Below are 18,594 nucleotides of genomic sequence, written 5' to 3'. Positions count from 1 at the left end.
GTTCGCTGGCGGCTTTTTCTGTATCCGGGTCTGGCTCCCGGTTCGCCTCGTCGGTTTGAGACGGACGGACGTCGCCATCCCGGCGCCACTTTCTTCCACACTACCGATTTGGGGATCCACATGAAGATCAAGAGCACCGTGCTGCTGGTTGCCGCCGCCCTGGCCCTGAGCGCCTGCACCAAGAGCGAAAACACCGACGCCGCTGCTGCCGACGCTGCCGCCGCTGCCGACCAGGCCGCCGCTGCTGCGGGTGATGCCGCTTCGGCTGCTGGCGACGCCGCTTCCGCCGCTGGCGACGCCGCCGCTGCCGCGACCGCCGATGCCGCTGCTGCCGCGACCGCCGCCGCATCCGACGCCGCCGCTGCCACCCAGGCTGCTGCCAACGACGCGACCGCCGCCGCTGCTTCGGCCACCGCCGACGCTGCCCAGGCGACCGCCGACAAGGCCGCTGAAGTGGCCGACAAGGCCGAAGCCAAGGCTGAAGAAGCCAAGAAGTAATCGCGTCGCCTTCGTGCGAACCGGAGAGGCCCGCGCAAGCGGGCCTTTCTTTTTGCACTGCGGTTTGGCGCATGCAGGGCTTTGTGGTCTGATGCCGCCTTCCCTGCACTGTCCTGTCGCATGCCTGCCATCGCCTCGCACCTCGATCCGCGCTCGCCTGAGTTCGTCGCCAACGCCGCTTACCACCGCGTGCTCGTGCAGGAACTCGAACGCCGGCTGGCGCGTGCCGCGGATGGCGGTGGCGAGAAGGCCCGCGCCAAGCACACCGAACGCGGCAAGCTGCTGGCGCGCGAGCGCATCACCGCCCTGCTAGATCCCGGCTCTCCGTTCCTGGAAATCGCGCCGCTGGCCGCAGAGGACATGTACGACGGTGCCGCGCCGGCGGCCGGCATGGTCTGCGGGATCGGCCGGGTCATGGGCAACGAGGTGGTGGTCGTCGCCAATGACGCCACCGTCAAGGGGGGCACCTACTTCCCGATGACGGTAAAGAAGCACCTGCGGGCACAGGAAGTGGCGCGCGAAAACCACCTGCCCTGCATCTATCTGGTCGATTCCGGTGGCGCCTTCCTGCCGCTGCAGGACGAAGTTTTCCCGGATCGCGAGCACTTCGGCCGCATCTTCTACAACCAGGCGCGCCTTTCCGCGGAGAACATCCCGCAGATCGCGGTGGTTATGGGCAGCTGCACCGCCGGCGGCGCTTACGTGCCCGCGATGTGCGACGAGAGCGTGATCGTGAAGGAACAGGGCACGATCTTCCTCGGCGGCCCGCCGCTGGTGAAGGCGGCGACCGGCGAAGTGGTCGATGCGGAGGCGCTGGGTGGCGCGGACGTGCACACCAGCATTTCCGGCGTGGCGGACCACTTCGCCGAAGACGACCGCCACGCGCTGGAGATCGCGCGCGGCATCGTCGGCCACCTCAACCGGCGCAAGGCCATGCCGGTCGCCGTGCGCGAGGCGTGCGAGCCGCTTTACGCCACCGACGAGCTCTACGGCATCGTGCCGAAGGACACGCGCCGACCGTTCGACATCCGCGAGGTCATCGCGCGCATCACCGACGGAAGCGAGCTGGACGAATTCAAGGCGCGCTACGGCAAGACGCTGGTCACCGGCTTCGCCCACCTGCACGGTTATCCGGTGGGCATCGTCGCCAACAACGGCATCCTGTTCGGCGAGAGCGCGCTGAAGGGCGCTCACTTCATCGAACTGTGCAACCAGCGCGGCATCCCGCTGGTCTTTCTACAGAACATCACCGGGTTCATGGTCGGTCGCAAGTACGAGAACGCCGGCATCGCGAAGGACGGTGCGAAGATGGTCACCGCCGTCGCGTGCTCGAGCGTGCCGAAGTTCACCGTCGTCGTCGGCGGCAGCTTCGGCGCGGGCAACTACGCCATGTGCGGGCGCGCCTACGGTGCGCGCTTCCTGTGGATGTGGCCGAACGCGCGCATCAGCGTGATGGGCGGCGAGCAGGCGGCGAGCGTGCTGGCGACGGTGAAGCGCGATGGCATCGAGGCCCGCGGCGGCGCGTGGAACGCCGACGAGGAAGAAGCCTTCAAGGCGCCGATACGCGACCAGTACGAATCCCAGGGCAGCCCGTGGTACGCCACGGCCCGGCTGTGGGACGACGGCATCATCGACCCCGCCGATACGCGCCGGGTGCTGGGTCTGGGCCTTTCCGCCTCGCTGAATGCACCGGTCCCGCAGGCGAAGTTCGGCGTCTTCCGGATGTAGCGCGGTGACGGCACGGGTCGTGCTGGTCACCGGCGGCGGGCGCGGCATCGGCGCCGCCACCGCGCTGCTGGCGGCGGAACAGGGCTATGCCGTCGGGGTCAACTTCCGTCGCGACGAAGAAGCCGCGCAGGCCGTCGTCCGCAAGATCGTCGACCGCGGTGGACAGGCGCTCGCCCTGCAAGCCGATGTGGCCCGCGAGGCCGAGGTAGTGGCGATGTTCCGCCGGCTCGACGACGCATGGGGTCCACTCGGCGCGCTGGTCAACAACGCCGGCATCCTGGAAACACAGTCCCGCGTGGATGCGCTGGCGTCCGCGCGCATCGAGCGCATCCTCGCCACCAATGTCATCGGCACCCTGCTGTGCTGCCGCGAGGCGGTGCGACGCATGTCCACCCGGCACGGCGGTCACGGCGGCGCCATCGTCAACGTCTCGTCGGTCGCCTCCAGGACCGGGGCGCCCGGGGAGTACGTCGACTATGCCGCGTCGAAAGGCGCGGTCGACAGCCTGACCGTCGGCCTGGCGCACGAGGTGGCGCAGGAAGGCATCCGCGTCAACGCGGTCCGGCCCGGCTTCATCCATACCGACATGCATGCCGATGGCGGCGAGCCCGGCAGGATCTACCGGGTCAAGGCCTTCGTCCCGATGCGTCGGGGCGGACAACCGCATGAGGTCGCGGAAGCGATCCTGTGGCTGCTGTCGGACCGGGCCAGCTACACGACAGGGGCCTTCGTCGACATCGCAGGCAGGCGCTGACGCCTTGTCAGGGTTGTGAGCGGCGCGTACACATGCCCGACTGCGCGATGAACCGGACTTTCCCCCGCCTGGCGATCGCCCTGATTGTCCGCACGGGTCACAACGTGGAACTCCTTCAGCCGCGATAGTCCGGTGTCCACGTCAACCGGAGCATCCCCTGCATGTCCATCTGGAAAGACCAAGGGCCCGCGAAGAAGGACGCCGCCCCCCTGCCGCCCGAGCCGTCGCCGGTCCCGCTGCGCGATACGTCTGCCGCCGACTTTTCCCCCGCCGTCACCGCACCGCCGGGCACGCGGCCGGTCGAGCGCGTCGCGCCAGCGGAATCGCTGAAGGAGTCTTTGATCGCGGCAGACCTGACCATCGAGGGCAAGATCGAGGGTACGGGCCACATTCGCATCGCCGGCCGTTTCAAGGGCGACGTGAACGTGCAGGGCGACCTGACCATCGAGACCGGCGCCAAGCTCAACGGCGGCGTGCGGGCGAAGAAGGTCACCATCGCCGGCGAACTCGAGGGCAACATCGAATCCGCGGCGCGCGTCGAACTGCTCGCCTCGGGCGTGCTGGTCGGCGACGTCAAGGCGGGGTCGCTCACCGTGGCCGCCGGATCGCGGATGCGCGGCCAGGCCGACTTCGGCTGGGATGAGCCCGCGGCCAAGGCCGGCAAGTCCGGCAGCACGGAGCCCGGCGCCGCCGCATGAGCCAACCCCGCCCCGGCACTGCCGGCGCCACCCGTACCTGCCCGCACTGCAAGGCGACCATCCTGGAGAGTGCGGCGGTCTGCCCCGGCTGCCGCCACCACCTGCGCTTCGAACCCGGCGCGGGCGCCAACGCGGCGCCCGCGCTGACTCCGCTGCGGATCGAGGGCACGCTGCAACCGCCTGCCGAAGGCGCGGCCTGGGAATACAGCGTGGTGCTGTCCATCCGCAACGATCGGGGTGAGGAAGTGACGCGGCAGGTCGTCGGCGTCGGCGCCATGCAGCCGCACGAGCAGCGCAGCTTCGTGCTGTCGGTCGAACTCAACCCTGCGACGGGGAAGGCGACAGGTCGGCGCACGCGGCACTGACGCCCTCCCCGCCGCCACGCTGCCCGGCTACACTCGGTGTCGACAAGGACGCCAGCAGGGGGCTGGATGATCGTCGGCATCGATCTGGGGACCACGCATTCGTTGATCGGCTACCACGGGCCCAACGGTCCCGTGCTCATTCCGAACGCGCTGGGTGAACTGCTGACACCCTCCGTGGTGAGCGTGGACGCGGACGAAACGCTCATCGTCGGACGCGCCGCCGTGGACCGCCTGATCACCCACCCGCAGCGCACCGTCGCCAGCTTCAAGCGCTGGATGGGTACCAACCGCGTCACCCGCCTCGGCCAGCATGCGCTGCGCCCCGAAGAGCTGTCGGCACTCGTGCTGCGTGCGTTGATCGCCGATGCGGAGAGTCACTTCGGCGCGCCGGTCACCGAGGCCGTGATCAGCGTTCCCGCGTACTTCGGCGACGCCCAGCGCAAGGCCACCCGCATCGCCGGTGAACTGGCGGGCATCAAGGTCGAACGGCTCATCAACGAGCCGACCGCCGCCGCCATGGCCTACGGACTGCAGCAGCGCGACGGCGGCGGCCGCTTCCTCGTCTTCGATCTCGGGGGTGGCACCTTCGATGTCTCGATCCTGGAAATGTTCGATGGGGTGATGGAGGTCCACGCCAGCGCCGGCGACAACTTCCTCGGCGGCGAGGATTTCCTTTCCGCGCTGCGAGACGCCTGCCTGCGCGAACTCAGGATCGAACCGAAAGACCTGACAGCCAGCGAGGACGCCCAGCTGAGGCGCCGACTGGAGTCGGCCAAGCGCGAACTTTCGAACACATCCGGCGGCCCGGTCGATGTGGATTTCGTGGTGGGCGGAGCGTCGAGCCGCTGGCAGGTCGACGAGGCGGGCTTCTCGCGACTGTGCGAGCCGCTGGTCCAGCGCATGCGCGCACCGTTGGAGCGGGCCATGCGCGACGCGCGGCTGGCGCCCGGGCAGTTGGACGACATCGTCCTGGTCGGCGGCGCATCGCGGATGCCGCTGACCGCGCGCCTCGTGTCGCGCATGTTCGGTCGCCTGCCGTTGCGGCACATCAACCCGGATGAGGCGATCGCGCTGGGTGCGGCCGTTGCGGCCGGAATGAAGGCGCGCGACGAGTCGCTGGAAGAGATCATCCTCACCGACGTGTGTCCGCATTCGCTGGGCGTGGATACCGCGCAGGAGGACGGACATGGGCAGGTCACCACTGGCCTCTTCTCCCCGATCATCCATCGCAACGCGACGGTGCCGGTCAGCCGCGTCGAACGCTACCAGCCGATGCGCGACCTGCAGACGCAGGTGGAGTTCAACATCTACCAGGGCGAGAGCCCGCGGGTAGAGAACAACGTCAAGCTGGGTACCATCTCGGTGAAGGTCCCGGCACGCGCAGCGCGCGAGAATCCGGTGGACATCCGATTCACCTACGACGTGAACGGTCTGCTGCAGGTGGAAGCCACGATCGTGGCAACCGGCCAGACGCATGAGGTCGTCCTGCAGCAGAACCCCGGCGTACTGACCCCGGACGAGATCCGCCAGCGCCTGGCCGCGCTGTCGGAACTGAAGGTGCATCCACGCGACCAGCAGGAGAATCTCCTGGTGATCGCGCGTGCCGAACGCCTGTACGAAGAGCTGCTGTGGGCACGTCGCGACCTGCAAGATGCGCTGGTGCGCTTCCGCGCGATCCTGGACGGCCAGGACCCCCTGCAGATCCGCGAACACCGCAGCCAGTTCGCCCGGATGCTCGAGCACATCGAGTCGCAGGCGTGAGCGTGTGGCCTTTCGAGGCGCTCGGCATCGACGCAGACGCTGACGAACGTGCGATCAGGCGCGCTTATGCCCGACTGCTGAAACGCCACAGGCCCGACGATGATCCCGAGGGTTTCCAGCGCATCAACGAGGCCTACCAGGGGTGCATGCAGCGGGTGGGCGGCAATGCGCCCTCAGCACGATCCGACGTTGGCCTCGACACGTCGCCCGCGCTCCCTGCCGGCGGGCGAGCCACGATTCCCGCCGAGCCTGATCCTGTCGACGCTGCCCGGTTCGAGATCGGCATGTTCATCACCACGCTATCCAACGTTTCGCGCACGGCCAGCGGCCGCGATGTCCTCGGATGGCTTCAAGCCCACCCGGCGTTCTATTCGGTCGGCGCGCGCGAAGCCTTCGCCCACCAGATCGTCTACGCGCTGGTTCAAGCGCCGGCCCTGCCACCGCGGCACATGGCGGCCGTCCTCCACTTCCTGGAACTGGACATGCCGGGGCCCACACGCGCGCGTCTTGAACCGTTCGTCACGGCACTGGAGCGGCACGCGCACATGACGCTCGAGAATGCCCACGCAATACGCAGACCCTATACGGAAGCGTCTCCACCCTCGTCGTCCAGCCACTTGGCGTGGATGTTCGGCGGTGCCATCTGGATCGGGTTGCTAGCGATGCTGTCCGTGTCCCGCTGCTCCGGAGCCGCGGCGTGAGCGACGCGTTTTCCCTCCTCGGACTACCGCCGGACGCCGACGAGCGCACCATCAAGCGTACCTATGCGCGCCTGCTGAAGACCACACGTCCCGACGAGGATCCCGCCGCCTTCCAGCGCCTGCACGAGGCTTACCAGGAAGCGCTGTCCGTGCAGCGCGATGGCGTGCTCGAGTTCACTGTGGATGATCCGCACCCCGAGCCAGCGACAGCGCAGGACGCGTGGGAACGGGATGCCGAGGCGATCCTTTCGCGGGCAGGCGCCTTCGACCCGTTGTCGCCAGCCGAACGGTTCGACGAGGACGGCGTGCGCGAGGCGCTGATGGCGCGGGCCGGGACGGACCTGCCCTCGGCGTTCCGCGACCACCTCGAACACCATCCCGGCTTGTACAGCCTCGACGCGAAGCAACGCGTCGGGCAGGCGATCTTCGGGAGCATCCTCCAGGAGGATGTGCAGGTGAGGCCGGCGATACTGGCGGTGCTTGCGGACTTCTTCGGTTTCACCGCGCCGGAATGGATCGGGCGACGCCAGCAGGTGCTGGAGGCGGTAGCCTCGGAGAATACGGACGCGTTCGACGAGGACAGGCCGCTCACCATCCGGCAATTGAAGCGTCCGTTCCGATGGCCGCTCGCATTGCTGCTGGCGTGCGTGCCGGGCTTCGCATTCCGCGCCGCGCGCCTGTCGCAGCGATTGACCGCGGATTACGGCGACGACGTGCCCGGCCTGGAGGGCGAGCAACAGGCTTTCTACGAACGCCTTGCCGACCCGTTCTACGCGGGACCCTGGCGCTGGGCCACCGTGCTGCTGACGGCCGCGCTGGCGACGCTTGCCATCGCCGGCCTGTGTGCCCTGGTCGGGCTCCCGTCCGAGCGGCAGCAGCGCATGATGGCGCTGACCTTCATCGCCGTCGCCGCCATGCTGTGCATCTGGCATGCGATGCGTGCCCTGTGGGCCTGGCGGGAACGGCCCGCCAGCGCGCGGTCGCCCTGGCTGGCCCTGATGCCCGTCTGGCTGTCCGTCGCCGGCCTGCTGATGGCGTGGTGGCTGCCGCACGTGCCGGCACTGGCGTTCGCGCTCGTGCTGCCGGCCGCACTCGTGCATTTCCGCCAGTTCTTCGATGCATTGCGTTTCGCCATCGGCACCAGCTGGCTCGTTCGCGCCCTGCCCATGCATGACCTGCCCTCGCCGTGGTTGCTGGCGTTGGCAAGTGCGGCGATCGGCATGACATTGTGCGACTGGGCCTATGCGGCGCGCCACCGGATCAGCATCGCGGCAGCGGCCGGCAATCGCTGGACCACGGTCGTTTCGTTCATGGTGTTCGCGGGACTGGGGATCGCGGGGCTGGCGATCCGTTACGGCTGAACGGCACGCTCAACCACACCCGTCGCAGCCGCCGCAGTCCTTGCCGGCGATCCGGCCGTTGACCAGGCTGCCCGCCGGTGCGATCCATCGCCCAAGGGCCTGCCGCCAGTTCGCGCTGCCTTCGCGCAACAGGGGCAGCGCCAGTGCGATCCGCGCCCTGCGCAACGGCCCCGGGAACTGCTTCTTCAGCACCACCCACACGCTGGCCACCACCAGCATGGCGATGACGGCGTACTGCAGGGAGAGCGAGAGGTCCATGGTCAGCCGGCGCCCAGCGCACGGGCGAGCTGGTACGTCACCAACGACGCCAGATACGCCAGCGCGAACAGGTAGAACGTCGCGAAACCCATCTGCTTCCACGAGTTGGTCTCGCGCTTGATCGTCGCCAACGTCGAAATGCACATCGGGGCGTAGATGAACCACACCAGCAACGACAGTGCGGTCGCGAGCGACCAGCCGTCGCTGATCACTGGCGTCAGCGCCTGGATGGCGGCATCGTCGTCGGCGGCGGAGAGTGCGTAGATCGTGGCCAGCGAGGACACCGCGACTTCGCGCGCGGCCAGGCCGGGGATCAGCGCGATGCAGATCTGCCAGTTGAAGCCCAGCGGCGCGAAGAACACGGCCATGGCATGGCCGATGCGTCCCGCGAAGCTGTAGTCGATGGCCGGCCCCACCGCGTCGGCCGGTGCCGCCGGGAAGTTCAGGAGGAACCACAGCAGGATGGTCAAGGCAAGGATGATGCCGCCGACGCGCTTCAGGAAGATCATCGCGCGCTCCCACAGGCCGATCATCAGGTCGCGTGGGTGCGGGATGCGGTAGGACGGAAGTTCCAGCAGCAGCGCATGCTCGCTCTTGTCGCGGCGCCACTTCTTCATCACCCACGACACGATCAATGCGCTGGCGATACCGGCGGCATACAGGCCGAACAGCACCAGACCCTGCTGGTTGAAGACGCCCCAGACGGTCTTCTGCGGGATGAACGCGCCGATCAGCAGCGCGTACACCGGCAGGCGCGCCGAACAGGTCATCAGCGGTGCGACCAGGATCGTGGCCAGGCGGTCGCGCGGGTCCTGGATGCTGCGCGTCGCCATGATGCCCGGGATGGCGCAGGCGAAGCTCGACAGCAGCGGGATGAAGGAACGTCCCGACAGACCGGCCGATGCCATCATCCGGTCCAGCAGGAACGCAGCACGCGGCAGGTAGCCGCTTTCTTCCAGCGCCAGGATGAAGGCGAACAGGATCAGGATCTGCGGCAGGAACACGATCACGCCGCCCAGACCGGCAATGACGCCGTCGACCAGCAGACTGTTGAGCGGACCTTCCGGCAACAAGCCGCCGACCCACGCACCCAGCGCGCCACTGCCCGCCTCGATCAGGTCCATGAGCGGCGTGGCCCAGGCGTATACCGCCTGGAAGATCAGGAACATCACCACCGCCAGCGCCAGCAGCCCGAATACCGGATGCAGCAGCCAGCGGTCCAGCGCGTCCTCGATCCTGCCCGTGCGCGTGGGCATGCTCACCGCCAGCGATAGCAGGCGGCGCGTTTCCGCGTGCAGGTCTGCACCTTCCCCAAGGCGCAGGCGGGGCTCATGCGGATGTGCGGCCACCGCATCGATGCGATCCACCAGCGCACGCGCGCCACCGTGCCTGACCGCGATCGTTTCGACCACGGGCACGCCGAGCTCCCGCTCCAACGCCGCCAGGTCGATGGTGATCCCGCGTCGCTGGGCGGCGTCCATCATGTTGACCGCGAGGATCATCGGCTTGCCGAGTTCACGCACTTCCAGCGCGAAGCGCAGGTGCAGGCGCAGGTTGGTGGCATCCACGACACAGACCAGCACATCGGGGGCGGATTCGCCGGGATAGAAGCCGCGGCAGACATCGCGCGTGACCGCCTCGTCCAGGCTGGCGGCGTGCAGGCTGTACGCGCCCGGCAAGTCCAGCACCGCGTAGCTGCGGCCGGAGCCGGCGGAATGCAGCCGCCCTTCCTTGCGCTCCACCGTCACGCCGGCGTAGTTCGCCACCTTCTGCCGGCTGCCGGTCAACTGGTTGAACAGCGCCGTCTTGCCGCAGTTCGGGTTGCCGACCAGCGCCAGCCGCAACGTCGATGCTTCGGACGCGCTCACGTCGCGGCTCCTTTGCGCAGGCGCACGCGCGCGGCTTCGGAACGGCGCAGTGCGAACCGGGTAAACCCGACCTGCACGAGCAGCGGCTCGGCGCCGAACGGACCTTTCGCGACCACTTCGACTTCCTCGCCGTTGACGAAGCCCAGTTCGCGCAGGCGGCGGGCAATGGTGTCCTGCGGACCGTGGTCCTCGACGGCGTCGACGATGGCGGGGGTGCGCCAGGGGAGTTCGGTCAGGATCACGCAAAGCCCTCAAATGCGAATTGTTCTCATTGTAGCACCGCCGCACTGCACGACGGCCGCAACGGACTGTGCCGCTATCATTCGGCGACCCAGCACGGAATGGCAGGCATGGCGGTATCACCGCAGATACACCCTCTGGCAGTGACCCGCACCGGCGCCGTGGTGCGCCTGCGGCTGGACCGCCCCACCCTCCACAACGCTTTCGACGCCGGCCTCATCGCCGCGCTGACGGCGGCCCTGGAGCAGATCGCCCGCGACGCCACCGTCAGGGTGGTGGTACTGGAAGGCAGTGGCGCGTCCTTTTCGGCCGGCGCCGACCTGAACTGGATGCGCGGCATGGCCTCGGCCAGCGAAGCGGAGAACCGCGACGACGCCCTCGCCCTCGCCCGGCTGATGCGCACGTTGGACGAGCTGCCGAAACCCACCGTGGCGCGCGTGCAGGGCGCTGCGTTCGGTGGTGGCGTCGGCCTGGTGGCCTGCTGCGATATCGCCATTGGTGTACCGGAGGCGAAGTTCGGCCTCACCGAAAGCAAGCTGGGCCTGCTGCCGGCGGTGATCTCCCCGTATGTCATCGCGGCGATCGGGCCACGCGAGGCCAGGCGCTGGTTCGCCACCGCTGAGATCTTCGATGCCGCCACCGCGCTGCGGATCGGGCTGCTGCACGAGGTGGTGGCCGCCGATGCGCTGGATGCCGCCGTGGAGCGGCAGGTCTCGTGGCTGCTGAAGGCCGGCCCGCATGCGGCCGCGTCTGCGAAACGCCTGGTGGCGCGCGTTGCGGGCGGCGTGGACCGCGACCGGCTGGATGCCGACAATGCCGACCTCATCGCCGCGCTGCGGGTTTCGGAGGAAGGCCAGGAAGGCCTGTCCGCCTTCCTCGACAAGCGTGCACCGCGCTGGGCGAAGGACTGAATCGATGATCGACCATCTGGGAATCGAAGTCGCGGACTACGCGCGCAGCCGTGCGTTCTACGAGCGCGTCCTCGCGCCGCTGGGCTATGGCGTCGTCATGGAGGTGACGCGCGAAATGACCGGTCGTTACCAGGGCTGCGGTTTCGGCCCGCCGGGTCGCCCGCATTTCTGGGTTGGCACGGGCAGCGGTGCGCCCGGTCGCGGCTCGCATATCGCCTTCACCGCGGGCAGCCGCGCGCAGGTCGATGCGTTCCACGAAGCGGCGCTGGCCGCCGGCGCACGCGACAACGGCGCGCCAGGCCTGCGCGCCCACTACCACCCCACCTATTACGGCGCCTTCGCCATCGACCCGGACGGGCACAACATCGAAGCGGTGTGCCACTTGCCTGCGGATACCGAAGCCTGATGTTCTCCAAGATCCTGATCGCCAACCGTGGCGAAATCGCCTGCCGCGTCGTCCGCACCTGCCGCCGGCTCGGCATCCGCACCGTGGCGGTCTACTCCGAGGCCGATGCCGACGCTCAGCACGTCCGCCAGGCGGACGAGGCGGTACTGATCGGCGGGCCGCGTCCGGCCGACAGTTACCTTCGGGGCGACGCCATCATCGAGGCTGCGAAGCGGACCGGTGCCGAAGCCATCCATCCGGGCTACGGCTTCCTGTCGGAGAACGCCGACTTCGCCGATGCGGTCGTGGCCGCCGGCATGGCGTTCATCGGCCCGTCCGGTGCGTCCATGCGCAAGATGGGCAGCAAGGCCGGCGCAAAGGAGCTGATGGCGGCGGCCGGCGTGCCGGTCGTGCCCGGCTACACCGGCGAGGACCAGTCGCCGAACACGCTCTCGCGCGAGGCCGCGCGCATCGGCTTTCCGCTGATGATCAAGGCGGCGCACGGCGGCGGCGGCAAGGGCATGCGCGTCGTGCACCGGCTGGAGGATTTCATCGCGCAACTGGAAAGCTGCCAGCGCGAAGCCGCCAATGCCTTCGGCCGCGACCGCGTGCTGCTGGAGCGCTACGTGCAGTCGCCGCGCCACATCGAGATCCAGGTGTTCGCCGACACGCATGGCCACACGCTGCACCTCAACGAGCGCGAGTGCTCCGCCCAGCGCCGCTACCAGAAGGTGCTGGAGGAATCGCCGTCGCCCTTCCTGACCCCTGCCCTGCGCACCGCCATGGGCGACGCCGCCGTGAAGGCAGCGCAGGCCATCGACTACGCCAACGCCGGCACGGTGGAATTCATCGTCGATCCCGACGGCCGGTTCTATTTCATGGAGATCAACACGCGCCTGCAGGTGGAGCATCCGGTCACCGAGCTGGTCACCGGGCTGGACCTGGTGGAATGGCAGCTGCGCGTGGCGGCCGGCGAGCCGTTGCCGCTGGCGCAGGACGCCATCGTGCAGCGGGGCCATGCCATCGAAGTCCGCCTGTATGCGGAGGATCCGGAAGCCGGTTTCCTGCCGGGATCGGGACGGCTGGAGTCGCTGGTGCTGCCGACGCCGTCGCCGCACGTGCGCATCGATGGCGGCGTGGTGGCAGGCGACCTGGTCACCATCTTCTACGATCCGATGATCGCCAAGCTGATCGTCTGGGGCGAGGATCGGCCGACCGCACTTGCCCGCCTGCGCGATGCGCTGGCCGACTGCGACATGGTGGGGCCGAAGTCGAACATCGGCTTCCTCGAACGGCTGGCGCGCCACCCGGCCGTCGTCGAGGGCCGCATCGACACCGGCTACCTCGACCGTCACTTGGAAGAGTTCATGCCCGCCGCCACGCTGGCGCACGACCTGCAGGTGGGCGCGGCCGTGGCCGTGCTGCTGGAACAGGAAGCGTCGGCGCGCGGTGCAGCCGCCATCTCCACGGATCCCGGCTCGCCGTGGGCCATCGCCGACGGCTGGCGGCTGGGGCATGCCGGGCGTCGACCCCTGGCCTTCCTGCACCGCGACCAGCGCTGGGACGTGCTGGCCCACGGTCATGCGGGGCGCTACGCCGTGGATATCGAGGGAGCGACCTACCCGGTGGAGGGGGCGCGCCTGACCGCTGGGCTGCTCGAGTTGCGTATCCATGATGAGGCCCGGCGCTTCCGCGTCCACCGCCACGGCAGCCGCGTCACCCTGCACGACGGGGAGCGCCGCGCCATGCTGGAGACGCTGCCGGCGTACCGGCGCGTGTCCGGCGGCGACAGTGGCGGGGACGGCCGCATCATTGCGCCGATGCCGGGTCGCGTGGTGGTCGTCAAGGCGAAGGCGGGGGACAACGTGGAAGCAGGACAGGAACTGCTGGTGATGGAAGCTATGAAGATGGAGCTGGCCGTCAAGGCGCCGCGTGCCGGCGTGGTCGCGGAACTGCGGGTGGCCGCCGGCGACTTCGTCGAGGCCGATACCGTCCTGGTGGCGCTCGAGTGAGGTTCGCCCGGCCGTCATCGTCGCGTGTCGCCTTCGTGCTGCTGGTGGCCTGCACGCTGGGCGGCTGCGTGATGTTCGAACAGCCGCCGGCGCCCCTCGCCTGCGACCCGGCGCTGGTCGGTCGCTGGATCCCGTTGCCGGACAGCCCGCAGGACCGGGTGCCGTTGGGCAAGGACGACTACGCCGACGTCGACGCCACGTGCCGCGTGCGCCTGCACGACGAAGCGCGCACCGATGCGCCGCAGTTCACCGCACTCGGGTTCGAACTGGACGGCCAGCGTTACCTCGCCCTCGGCTATCGCGAACTGGAAGGCCTGTTCGGTACCGGCAAGGCCGCCGCGCCACCGATCCCGAAAGGCATGCCGCCCGGAGCCGTCACGCTGCTGAAATACCGCATCCGCAACGATACGCTGCAGATCGCGATGCTCGACACGGTGGACATCATGCAACGCGTGCAGCAGGGTTCGCTGAAGGCGCGCGAGGCCGACGCCAGCACGTATGTGTTCGAAGGCAGGCCCGAGCAACTTCGCAAGCTGCTGACGGACGAGCCCGCCCTGTTCGACGCCTTCGACGGGCGCGACAAGACGCTGCGCATGCGCCGTGCGAAGGACGGGAAGCGGTGATGGACACCCTGCCCGCCCCCGCGGATTTCGTCCGCATCGTCGAAGTCGGTCCACGCGATGGCCTGCAGAACGAGAAGACCCTCGTGGCCACCGCGGACAAGGTGGAGTTGATCGACCGGCTGTCGCGCACCGGCCTGCCCAGCATCGAGGCGACCAGTTTCGTCAGCCCGAAATGGGTGCCGCAGCTGGCCGACGCCGCCGAGGTCTTCACCGCCATCCAGCGACGCCCGGGCACGGCATACCCGGTGCTGGTGCCGAACGAAACCGGCTACGACCGCGCCCGCGCCGTCGGCGTGGACGAAGTCGCGGTGTTCACGGCCGCCTCCGAGGCCTTCAACCGGAAGAACATCAACGCCTCCATCGATGAGTCCATCGAACGGTTCCGCCCGGTGCTTGAACGTGCCGCCGCCGATGGCATCAAGGTGCGCGGCTACGTCTCCACCGTGCTCGGCTGCCCGTACCAGGGCGACGTGCCTGTGGCCGACGTGGTGCGCGTGGCGCGTCAGTTGCATGCGATGGGCTGCTACGAAATCTCGCTGGGCGACACCATCGGCGTCGGCACGCCGCGCAAGGCCGCCGACATGCTCAAGGCTGTCGCTGCGGAAGTCCCGCTCTCCGCGCTGGCCGTGCATTTCCACGACACCTACGGCCAGGCGCTGGCGAACATCCTGGCCTGCCTGGAGGTGGGCATACGCGTGGTCGATTCTGCCGTCTCTGGCGCCGGCGGTTGCCCGTATGCCAAGGGCGCCAGCGGCAACGTCGCCAGCGAGGACGTGATCTACCTGCTGCACGGCCTGGGCATGCGCACCGGCGTCGATCTGGACCTGCTGGCGGAGACGGGCCGCTGGCTGGCGAGCCGTCTGGGACGCGAAACCGGCAGCCGCGTCGGCAAGGCATTGGCCGCGGCATGAACCAAGGCCGCGCCAGCGACGTCGACGTGATGGCGCTGGCCGCCGCACTCGAACGCGCGGCCGCGGCCGACGGCCCGCACGCCGATCTGTTGCGCCAGGCGCGCGACGCACTGTTGGCCAAGCAGCACGACGCGGAGACGGAACGCTCGCGCTATCGCAACCTGTTCGACGCCGTACCCGACCCGGTCAGCATCATCGCCGAGGACGGCACCATCCTGGACCTCAACCAGGCCGGCATGCTGGCGTACAAACGGCCACGCGAAGAGATCGTCGGCCGCAACATCAACGTGCTCAATCCCGACCTGCCGCGCGACCACCTGGTGCCCGTCTGGGAGACGCTCAACCGCGGCGAGACCTACGTGATCGAGGTCACCAACATGCGCGGTGACGGGACGCGGTTCCCGGTCGAAGTGCACTCGGCCAACATCAACTTCGACGGGCGCAAGAGCATCGTCGCCGTCGCGCGCGACATCAGTAGCCGCCGGCTGGCGGAAATGCGCTACCGCGAGCTGATGGAGACGATCGACAAGGGCATCGTGGTGCACAACCGCGACATGGAAGTGCAGTACTGCAACGGTGCGGCGATGCGCATCTTCGGCATCCGCGAAGACCAGCGCGCGGACCAGGAACTGGCGCTCGGCCGCTGGCATATCGTCGACGAACACGGCCGCGAGATGGCGCGCCATGAACTGCCGGCCCAACGCGCGCTCGACTCCGGCCAGATGATCGAGAGCGTGCTGCTGGGGCTCTACCACCGCGAGAAGAAGCAGCTGCTGTGGCTCACCGCCACGTCGGTGCCGCAGTTCGCACCGGGCGCCAGCGTGCCGTCGCAGGTGAGCACGCTGTTCAGCGATGTAACCGAGCTCAAACGCGACAGCGCGCTGTTCGACCGCGCGCAGTCGCTGGCGCACATCGGCGGCTGGGAATGGGACCTGGGACGCGACCGGATGTACCTGACCGACGAGGCCCAGCGCATCCTCGGTGCGGCACGCCCGCTGGTCACGCTCGCCGACATGCTGTCGTGCCTGCGCGAGACCGACCGCCGCCGCCTGCGCAGCGCGCTGGACCTGATCACCGCCGGCGGCCAGGGGTTCGACCTGGAACTGCAAGGCACGCAGGCCGACGGCCATCCGTTCTGGATCCGCGTGATCGGCGACGCCGAACCCGGCGATCCCGGCGCATCCCGCATCACTGGCACCATGCAGGACATCTCGCAGGACAAGCAGGCCGAGGAGATGCTGCGCATCCAGGCGCGCACCGACCCGCTGACCGGGCTGATGAACCGCGACGCCGTGCTGACCGAGCTGGGCGCGCGGCTGGCCGATCCGGAGCGCGCGCGCGTCGCGGTGCTGTACATCGACCTGGACCGCTTCAAGATGGTCAACGACGTGCTGGGCCACAACGCCGGCGACGAACTGCTGGTGCAGGCGTCCGACCGCATCCGCGGCGCGGTCGGCACCGACGGCATGATCGCCCGCTTCGGCGGCGACGAGTTCCTGGTGATCTGCGATGCCGGCGACGACCCGCACCTGCCCGAAACGATGGCACATGCCGTGCTCGGCGCCTTCGCCGACGCCTTCCGCTTCGGCAAGGACGAATTCGCCATCACCGCCAGCATCGGCCTGGCGATCGCGCCGGGCGATGGCCTGCGTCCGCAGCAGCTGATCCAGAACGCCGACATCGCGATGTACGACAGCAAGCATCGCGCGCGCAACGGCTGGCAGAGCTTCACCCAGGAACTGGCGCAGCGGCAGCAGGACCGCCTGCAGATCGAGACGCAACTTCGCCGCGCCGTGGACAACGAGGAATTCCGCCTCGTATACCAGCCGCAGGTCGACCTGCGCAACGGCCGCATCATCGCCGGCGAAGCGCTGATCCGCTGGCAGAACCACCAGCTGGGCGAGCTGCGCCCGGACGTGTTCATCAGCCACGCCGAAACCACCGGCGACATCGTGCGCATCGGCAGCTGGGTGCTGCGCGAAGCCTGCCGCCAGGTCGCCACGTGGCGCGACATGGGCCTGGGGATCGTGCGGGTGGCGGTCAACGTGTCGTACCGGCAGTTCGCCGGCGACGACCTCGCCGAGCGCGTGCGCACCATCCTCGAAGAGTTCGACCTGCCCGGCAGTGCGCTCGAACTCGAGTTCACCGAGCGCGTGCTGATCGAGGATGCGCCCGCCACGTTGCGCACCTTCGCCGACCTTCGCCAGCTGGGCGTGCTGCTGACCATCGACGATTTCGGCGAAGGCTACAGCGCCTTGAACTACCTGCGCCGCCTGCCGATCCACGGCCTGAAGCTGAGCCCGCTGTTCACCGAGGGCGTGCCGAACAACCGGTCCGACGTGGCGGTCTGCCAGGCCGTCTCGGCGATCGCGCGCAGCCTGGGCCTTGGCCTGGTCGCCGAGGGCGTGGAGTCGGAGGCGCAGCGGCAGTTCCTGCTGAATCTCGGCGTGCCCGTCGGCCAGGGCTTCCTGTTCGCCCCCGGCCTGTCGCCCGACGAGTTCGCCCGCCGCCTTGCCGATGCGTCGCTGGAGCGGGTGCTGCACGCCTGAGCGGCGCTCGCCTGCGTCTTGTGGGAGCGACGTCAGTCGCGATGGGGCCTTACCGGAAAAGCTTCGCGACTGACGTCGCTCCCACACGAGCTACCCCAGTCATGCCACCCCGCACCCGCCATCGCGTAAAATGCCGGCCTTTCCGCAGCAGGTCCGTCGCATGCAGCTCTCCGATACCCGTGCCGTCATCACCGGCGGCGTTTCCGGCCTGGGACTGGCCGTCGCCCGGCACTTGGTCCAGCACGGCGGCAAGGCTGCGCTGTTCGACGTCAACGACGACAAGGGTGCGGCCGCGGTCGCCGAACTGGGCGACCTCAACGTCCGCTACTTCCGCACCGACGTGACCGACGAAGCCGGCGTCACGACGAACATCGCCGCGGCCAGGGAATTCCTGGGCGGTCTGAATGCCGCGATCAACTGCGCCGGCATCCTCGGTGCCGGACGCGTGCTGGGCAAGGAAGCACCGATGCCGCTGTCCACCTTCCAGGCCACGGTGATGGTGAACCTGGTGGGCAGCTTCAACGTGGCCAAGGCGGCCGCGGACGCGATGCAGCACAACACCCCGAACGCCGACGGCGAGCGCGGCATCATCGTCAACACGGCGAGCGTGGCGGCCTACGAAGGCCAGATCGGCCAGGCGGCCTATTCGGCCTCGAAGGGAGGCGTGGTCGGCATGACCCTGCCGATGGCGCGCGAACTGTCGCGCTTCGGCATCCGCGTGATGACCGTGGCGCCCGGCATCTTCTGGACCCCGATGGTCGATGGCATGCCGGAAGCCGTGCAGCAGTCGCTCAGCGCGTCGATCCCCTTCCCGTCCCGCCTCGGCAAGCCGGAAGAGTTCGCCGACCTGGTCGCCTACATCCTCAGCAATCCCTATCTCAACGGCGAGACGATCCGCCTGGACGGCGCCGTGCGGCTGGCGCCGAAGTAAGTCCACCGCTTTCCTCTTTCCTTTCCTACTGACGGTTCAT

At 68.7% G+C, this 18,594-nt stretch carries 18 protein-coding genes; 15 read left to right on the top strand and 3 right to left on the bottom strand.

The window, feature by feature from the left end; genetic code table 11:
• The first annotated feature begins 120 nt into the window (after positions 1–120).
• From ACSQ19_RS15070 to ACSQ19_RS15035, 8 genes are all read left to right on the top strand, one after another.
• On the top strand, positions 121–498 hold the full coding sequence (locus ACSQ19_RS15070; RefSeq protein ID WP_296278316.1) for a hypothetical protein: 378 nt from the start codon (positions 121–123) through the stop codon (positions 496–498).
• 120 nt (positions 499–618) lie between these two features.
• Positions 619–2,226 (top strand): carboxyl transferase domain-containing protein, encoded by a 1,608-nt coding sequence (locus ACSQ19_RS15065; protein WP_435998067.1) that lies wholly within the window; start codon positions 619–621, stop codon positions 2,224–2,226.
• 4 nt (positions 2,227–2,230) lie between these two features.
• Entirely contained in the window at positions 2,231–2,980 is a 750-nt protein-coding gene (locus ACSQ19_RS15060) for an SDR family oxidoreductase (protein ID WP_435998065.1), read from the top strand.
• Positions 2,981–3,141: 161 nt separating this feature from the next.
• A complete protein-coding gene (locus ACSQ19_RS15055) occupies positions 3,142–3,678 on the top strand; it encodes a bactofilin family protein (protein ID WP_299342164.1) in 537 nt (178 codons plus the stop codon).
• Positions 3,675–4,043, top strand: coding sequence for a hypothetical protein (locus ACSQ19_RS15050; protein ID WP_296278320.1), 369 nt, complete (start codon positions 3,675–3,677; stop codon positions 4,041–4,043). The genes ACSQ19_RS15055 and ACSQ19_RS15050 overlap by 4 nt, the downstream gene beginning before the upstream one ends.
• A gap of 66 nt (positions 4,044–4,109) precedes the next feature.
• The gene (locus ACSQ19_RS15045; protein WP_435998062.1) at positions 4,110–5,804 is read left to right on the top strand and encodes an Hsp70 family protein; all 1,695 of its coding nucleotides are present in this window, start codon (positions 4,110–4,112) and stop codon (positions 5,802–5,804) included.
• Positions 5,801–6,505 carry a J domain-containing protein gene (locus tag ACSQ19_RS15040; RefSeq protein ID WP_435998060.1) on the top strand — a complete coding sequence of 235 codons (705 nt, stop codon included), beginning with the start codon at positions 5,801–5,803 and terminating at the stop codon, positions 6,503–6,505. Before ACSQ19_RS15045 ends, ACSQ19_RS15040 begins: the two co-directional genes overlap by 4 nt.
• Complete coding sequence (locus ACSQ19_RS15035; protein ID WP_435998058.1) at positions 6,502–7,866, top strand: J domain-containing protein; 1,365 nt, start codon at positions 6,502–6,504, stop codon at positions 7,864–7,866. The genes ACSQ19_RS15040 and ACSQ19_RS15035 overlap by 4 nt, the downstream gene beginning before the upstream one ends.
• 9 nt (positions 7,867–7,875) lie before the next feature.
• On the opposite strand, the gene ACSQ19_RS15030 is transcribed toward ACSQ19_RS15035, so the two are convergent.
• From ACSQ19_RS15030 to ACSQ19_RS15020, 3 genes are read right to left on the bottom strand one after another with little or no spacing between them, the layout of a single operon-like run.
• Positions 7,876–8,124: a DUF6587 family protein gene (locus ACSQ19_RS15030; RefSeq protein ID WP_435998056.1), complete on the bottom strand. Its 249-nt coding sequence runs from the start codon at positions 8,122–8,124 to the stop codon at positions 7,876–7,878.
• Between the two features lie 2 nt (positions 8,125–8,126).
• Positions 8,127–9,992, bottom strand: a complete 1,866-nt coding sequence (gene feoB, locus ACSQ19_RS15025) for a ferrous iron transporter B (protein WP_435998054.1) — start codon at positions 9,990–9,992, stop codon at positions 8,127–8,129.
• Positions 9,989–10,234, bottom strand: a complete 246-nt coding sequence (locus ACSQ19_RS15020) for a FeoA family protein (RefSeq protein WP_296278326.1) — start codon at positions 10,232–10,234, stop codon at positions 9,989–9,991. The genes feoB and ACSQ19_RS15020 overlap by 4 nt, the downstream gene beginning before the upstream one ends.
• Before the next feature lie 108 nt (positions 10,235–10,342).
• On the opposite strand from ACSQ19_RS15020, the gene ACSQ19_RS15015 reads away from it, so the two are divergent.
• The 7 genes from ACSQ19_RS15015 to ACSQ19_RS14985 all read left to right on the top strand — a co-directional run bounded on the left by ACSQ19_RS15015 (position 10,343) and on the right by ACSQ19_RS14985 (position 18,554).
• Entirely contained in the window at positions 10,343–11,143 is an 801-nt protein-coding gene (locus ACSQ19_RS15015) for an enoyl-CoA hydratase-related protein (protein ID WP_435998051.1), read from the top strand.
• Positions 11,144–11,147: 4 nt separating this feature from the next.
• Positions 11,148–11,549, top strand: a complete 402-nt coding sequence (locus ACSQ19_RS15010; RefSeq protein WP_435998049.1) for a VOC family protein — start codon at positions 11,148–11,150, stop codon at positions 11,547–11,549.
• Positions 11,549–13,540, top strand: a complete 1,992-nt coding sequence (locus tag ACSQ19_RS15005; protein ID WP_435998047.1) for a biotin carboxylase N-terminal domain-containing protein — start codon at positions 11,549–11,551, stop codon at positions 13,538–13,540. Before ACSQ19_RS15010 ends, ACSQ19_RS15005 begins: the two co-directional genes overlap by 1 nt.
• The gene (locus ACSQ19_RS15000) at positions 13,537–14,163 is read left to right on the top strand and encodes a hypothetical protein (RefSeq protein ID WP_435998045.1); all 627 of its coding nucleotides are present in this window, start codon (positions 13,537–13,539) and stop codon (positions 14,161–14,163) included. The genes ACSQ19_RS15005 and ACSQ19_RS15000 overlap by 4 nt, the downstream gene beginning before the upstream one ends.
• Positions 14,163–15,074, top strand: a complete 912-nt coding sequence (locus tag ACSQ19_RS14995; protein WP_299342139.1) for a hydroxymethylglutaryl-CoA lyase — start codon at positions 14,163–14,165, stop codon at positions 15,072–15,074. Before ACSQ19_RS15000 ends, ACSQ19_RS14995 begins: the two co-directional genes overlap by 1 nt.
• Positions 15,071–17,623 (top strand): sensor domain-containing protein, encoded by a 2,553-nt coding sequence (locus ACSQ19_RS14990; RefSeq protein WP_435998043.1) that lies wholly within the window; start codon positions 15,071–15,073, stop codon positions 17,621–17,623. Before ACSQ19_RS14995 ends, ACSQ19_RS14990 begins: the two co-directional genes overlap by 4 nt.
• A gap of 160 nt (positions 17,624–17,783) precedes the next feature.
• Entirely contained in the window at positions 17,784–18,554 is a 771-nt protein-coding gene (locus ACSQ19_RS14985) for an SDR family NAD(P)-dependent oxidoreductase (protein WP_435998040.1), read from the top strand.
• Positions 18,555–18,594: the final 40 nt, after the last annotated feature.

Source organism: Pseudoxanthomonas sp. LjRoot127, assembly GCF_964253495.1.
In the GTDB taxonomy this organism is placed as follows: Bacteria; Pseudomonadota; Gammaproteobacteria; order Xanthomonadales; family Xanthomonadaceae; genus Pseudoxanthomonas_A.
This window is presented reverse-complemented; position numbering and strand designations above follow the sequence as displayed.

Coding starts and splice junctions, on each gene's coding strand:
- ACSQ19_RS15010 (WP_435998049.1), top strand. CDS start 11,148: ATGATCGACCATCTGGGAATCGAAGTCGCGGACTACGCGCGCAGCCGT.
- ACSQ19_RS15005 (WP_435998047.1), top strand. CDS start 11,549: ATGTTCTCCAAGATCCTGATCGCCAACCGTGGCGAAATCGCCTGCCGC.
- ACSQ19_RS14990 (WP_435998043.1), top strand. CDS start 15,071: ATGAACCAAGGCCGCGCCAGCGACGTCGACGTGATGGCGCTGGCCGCC.
- ACSQ19_RS15070 (WP_296278316.1), top strand. CDS start 121: ATGAAGATCAAGAGCACCGTGCTGCTGGTTGCCGCCGCCCTGGCCCTG.
- ACSQ19_RS15065 (WP_435998067.1), top strand. CDS start 619: ATGCCTGCCATCGCCTCGCACCTCGATCCGCGCTCGCCTGAGTTCGTC.
- ACSQ19_RS15015 (WP_435998051.1), top strand. CDS start 10,343: ATGGCGGTATCACCGCAGATACACCCTCTGGCAGTGACCCGCACCGGC.
- ACSQ19_RS15055 (WP_299342164.1), top strand. CDS start 3,142: ATGTCCATCTGGAAAGACCAAGGGCCCGCGAAGAAGGACGCCGCCCCC.
- ACSQ19_RS15050 (WP_296278320.1), top strand. CDS start 3,675: ATGAGCCAACCCCGCCCCGGCACTGCCGGCGCCACCCGTACCTGCCCG.
- ACSQ19_RS15030 (WP_435998056.1), bottom strand. CDS start 8,124: ATGGACCTCTCGCTCTCCCTGCAGTACGCCGTCATCGCCATGCTGGTG.
- ACSQ19_RS14995 (WP_299342139.1), top strand. CDS start 14,163: ATGGACACCCTGCCCGCCCCCGCGGATTTCGTCCGCATCGTCGAAGTC.
- ACSQ19_RS14985 (WP_435998040.1), top strand. CDS start 17,784: ATGCAGCTCTCCGATACCCGTGCCGTCATCACCGGCGGCGTTTCCGGC.
- ACSQ19_RS15045 (WP_435998062.1), top strand. CDS start 4,110: ATGATCGTCGGCATCGATCTGGGGACCACGCATTCGTTGATCGGCTAC.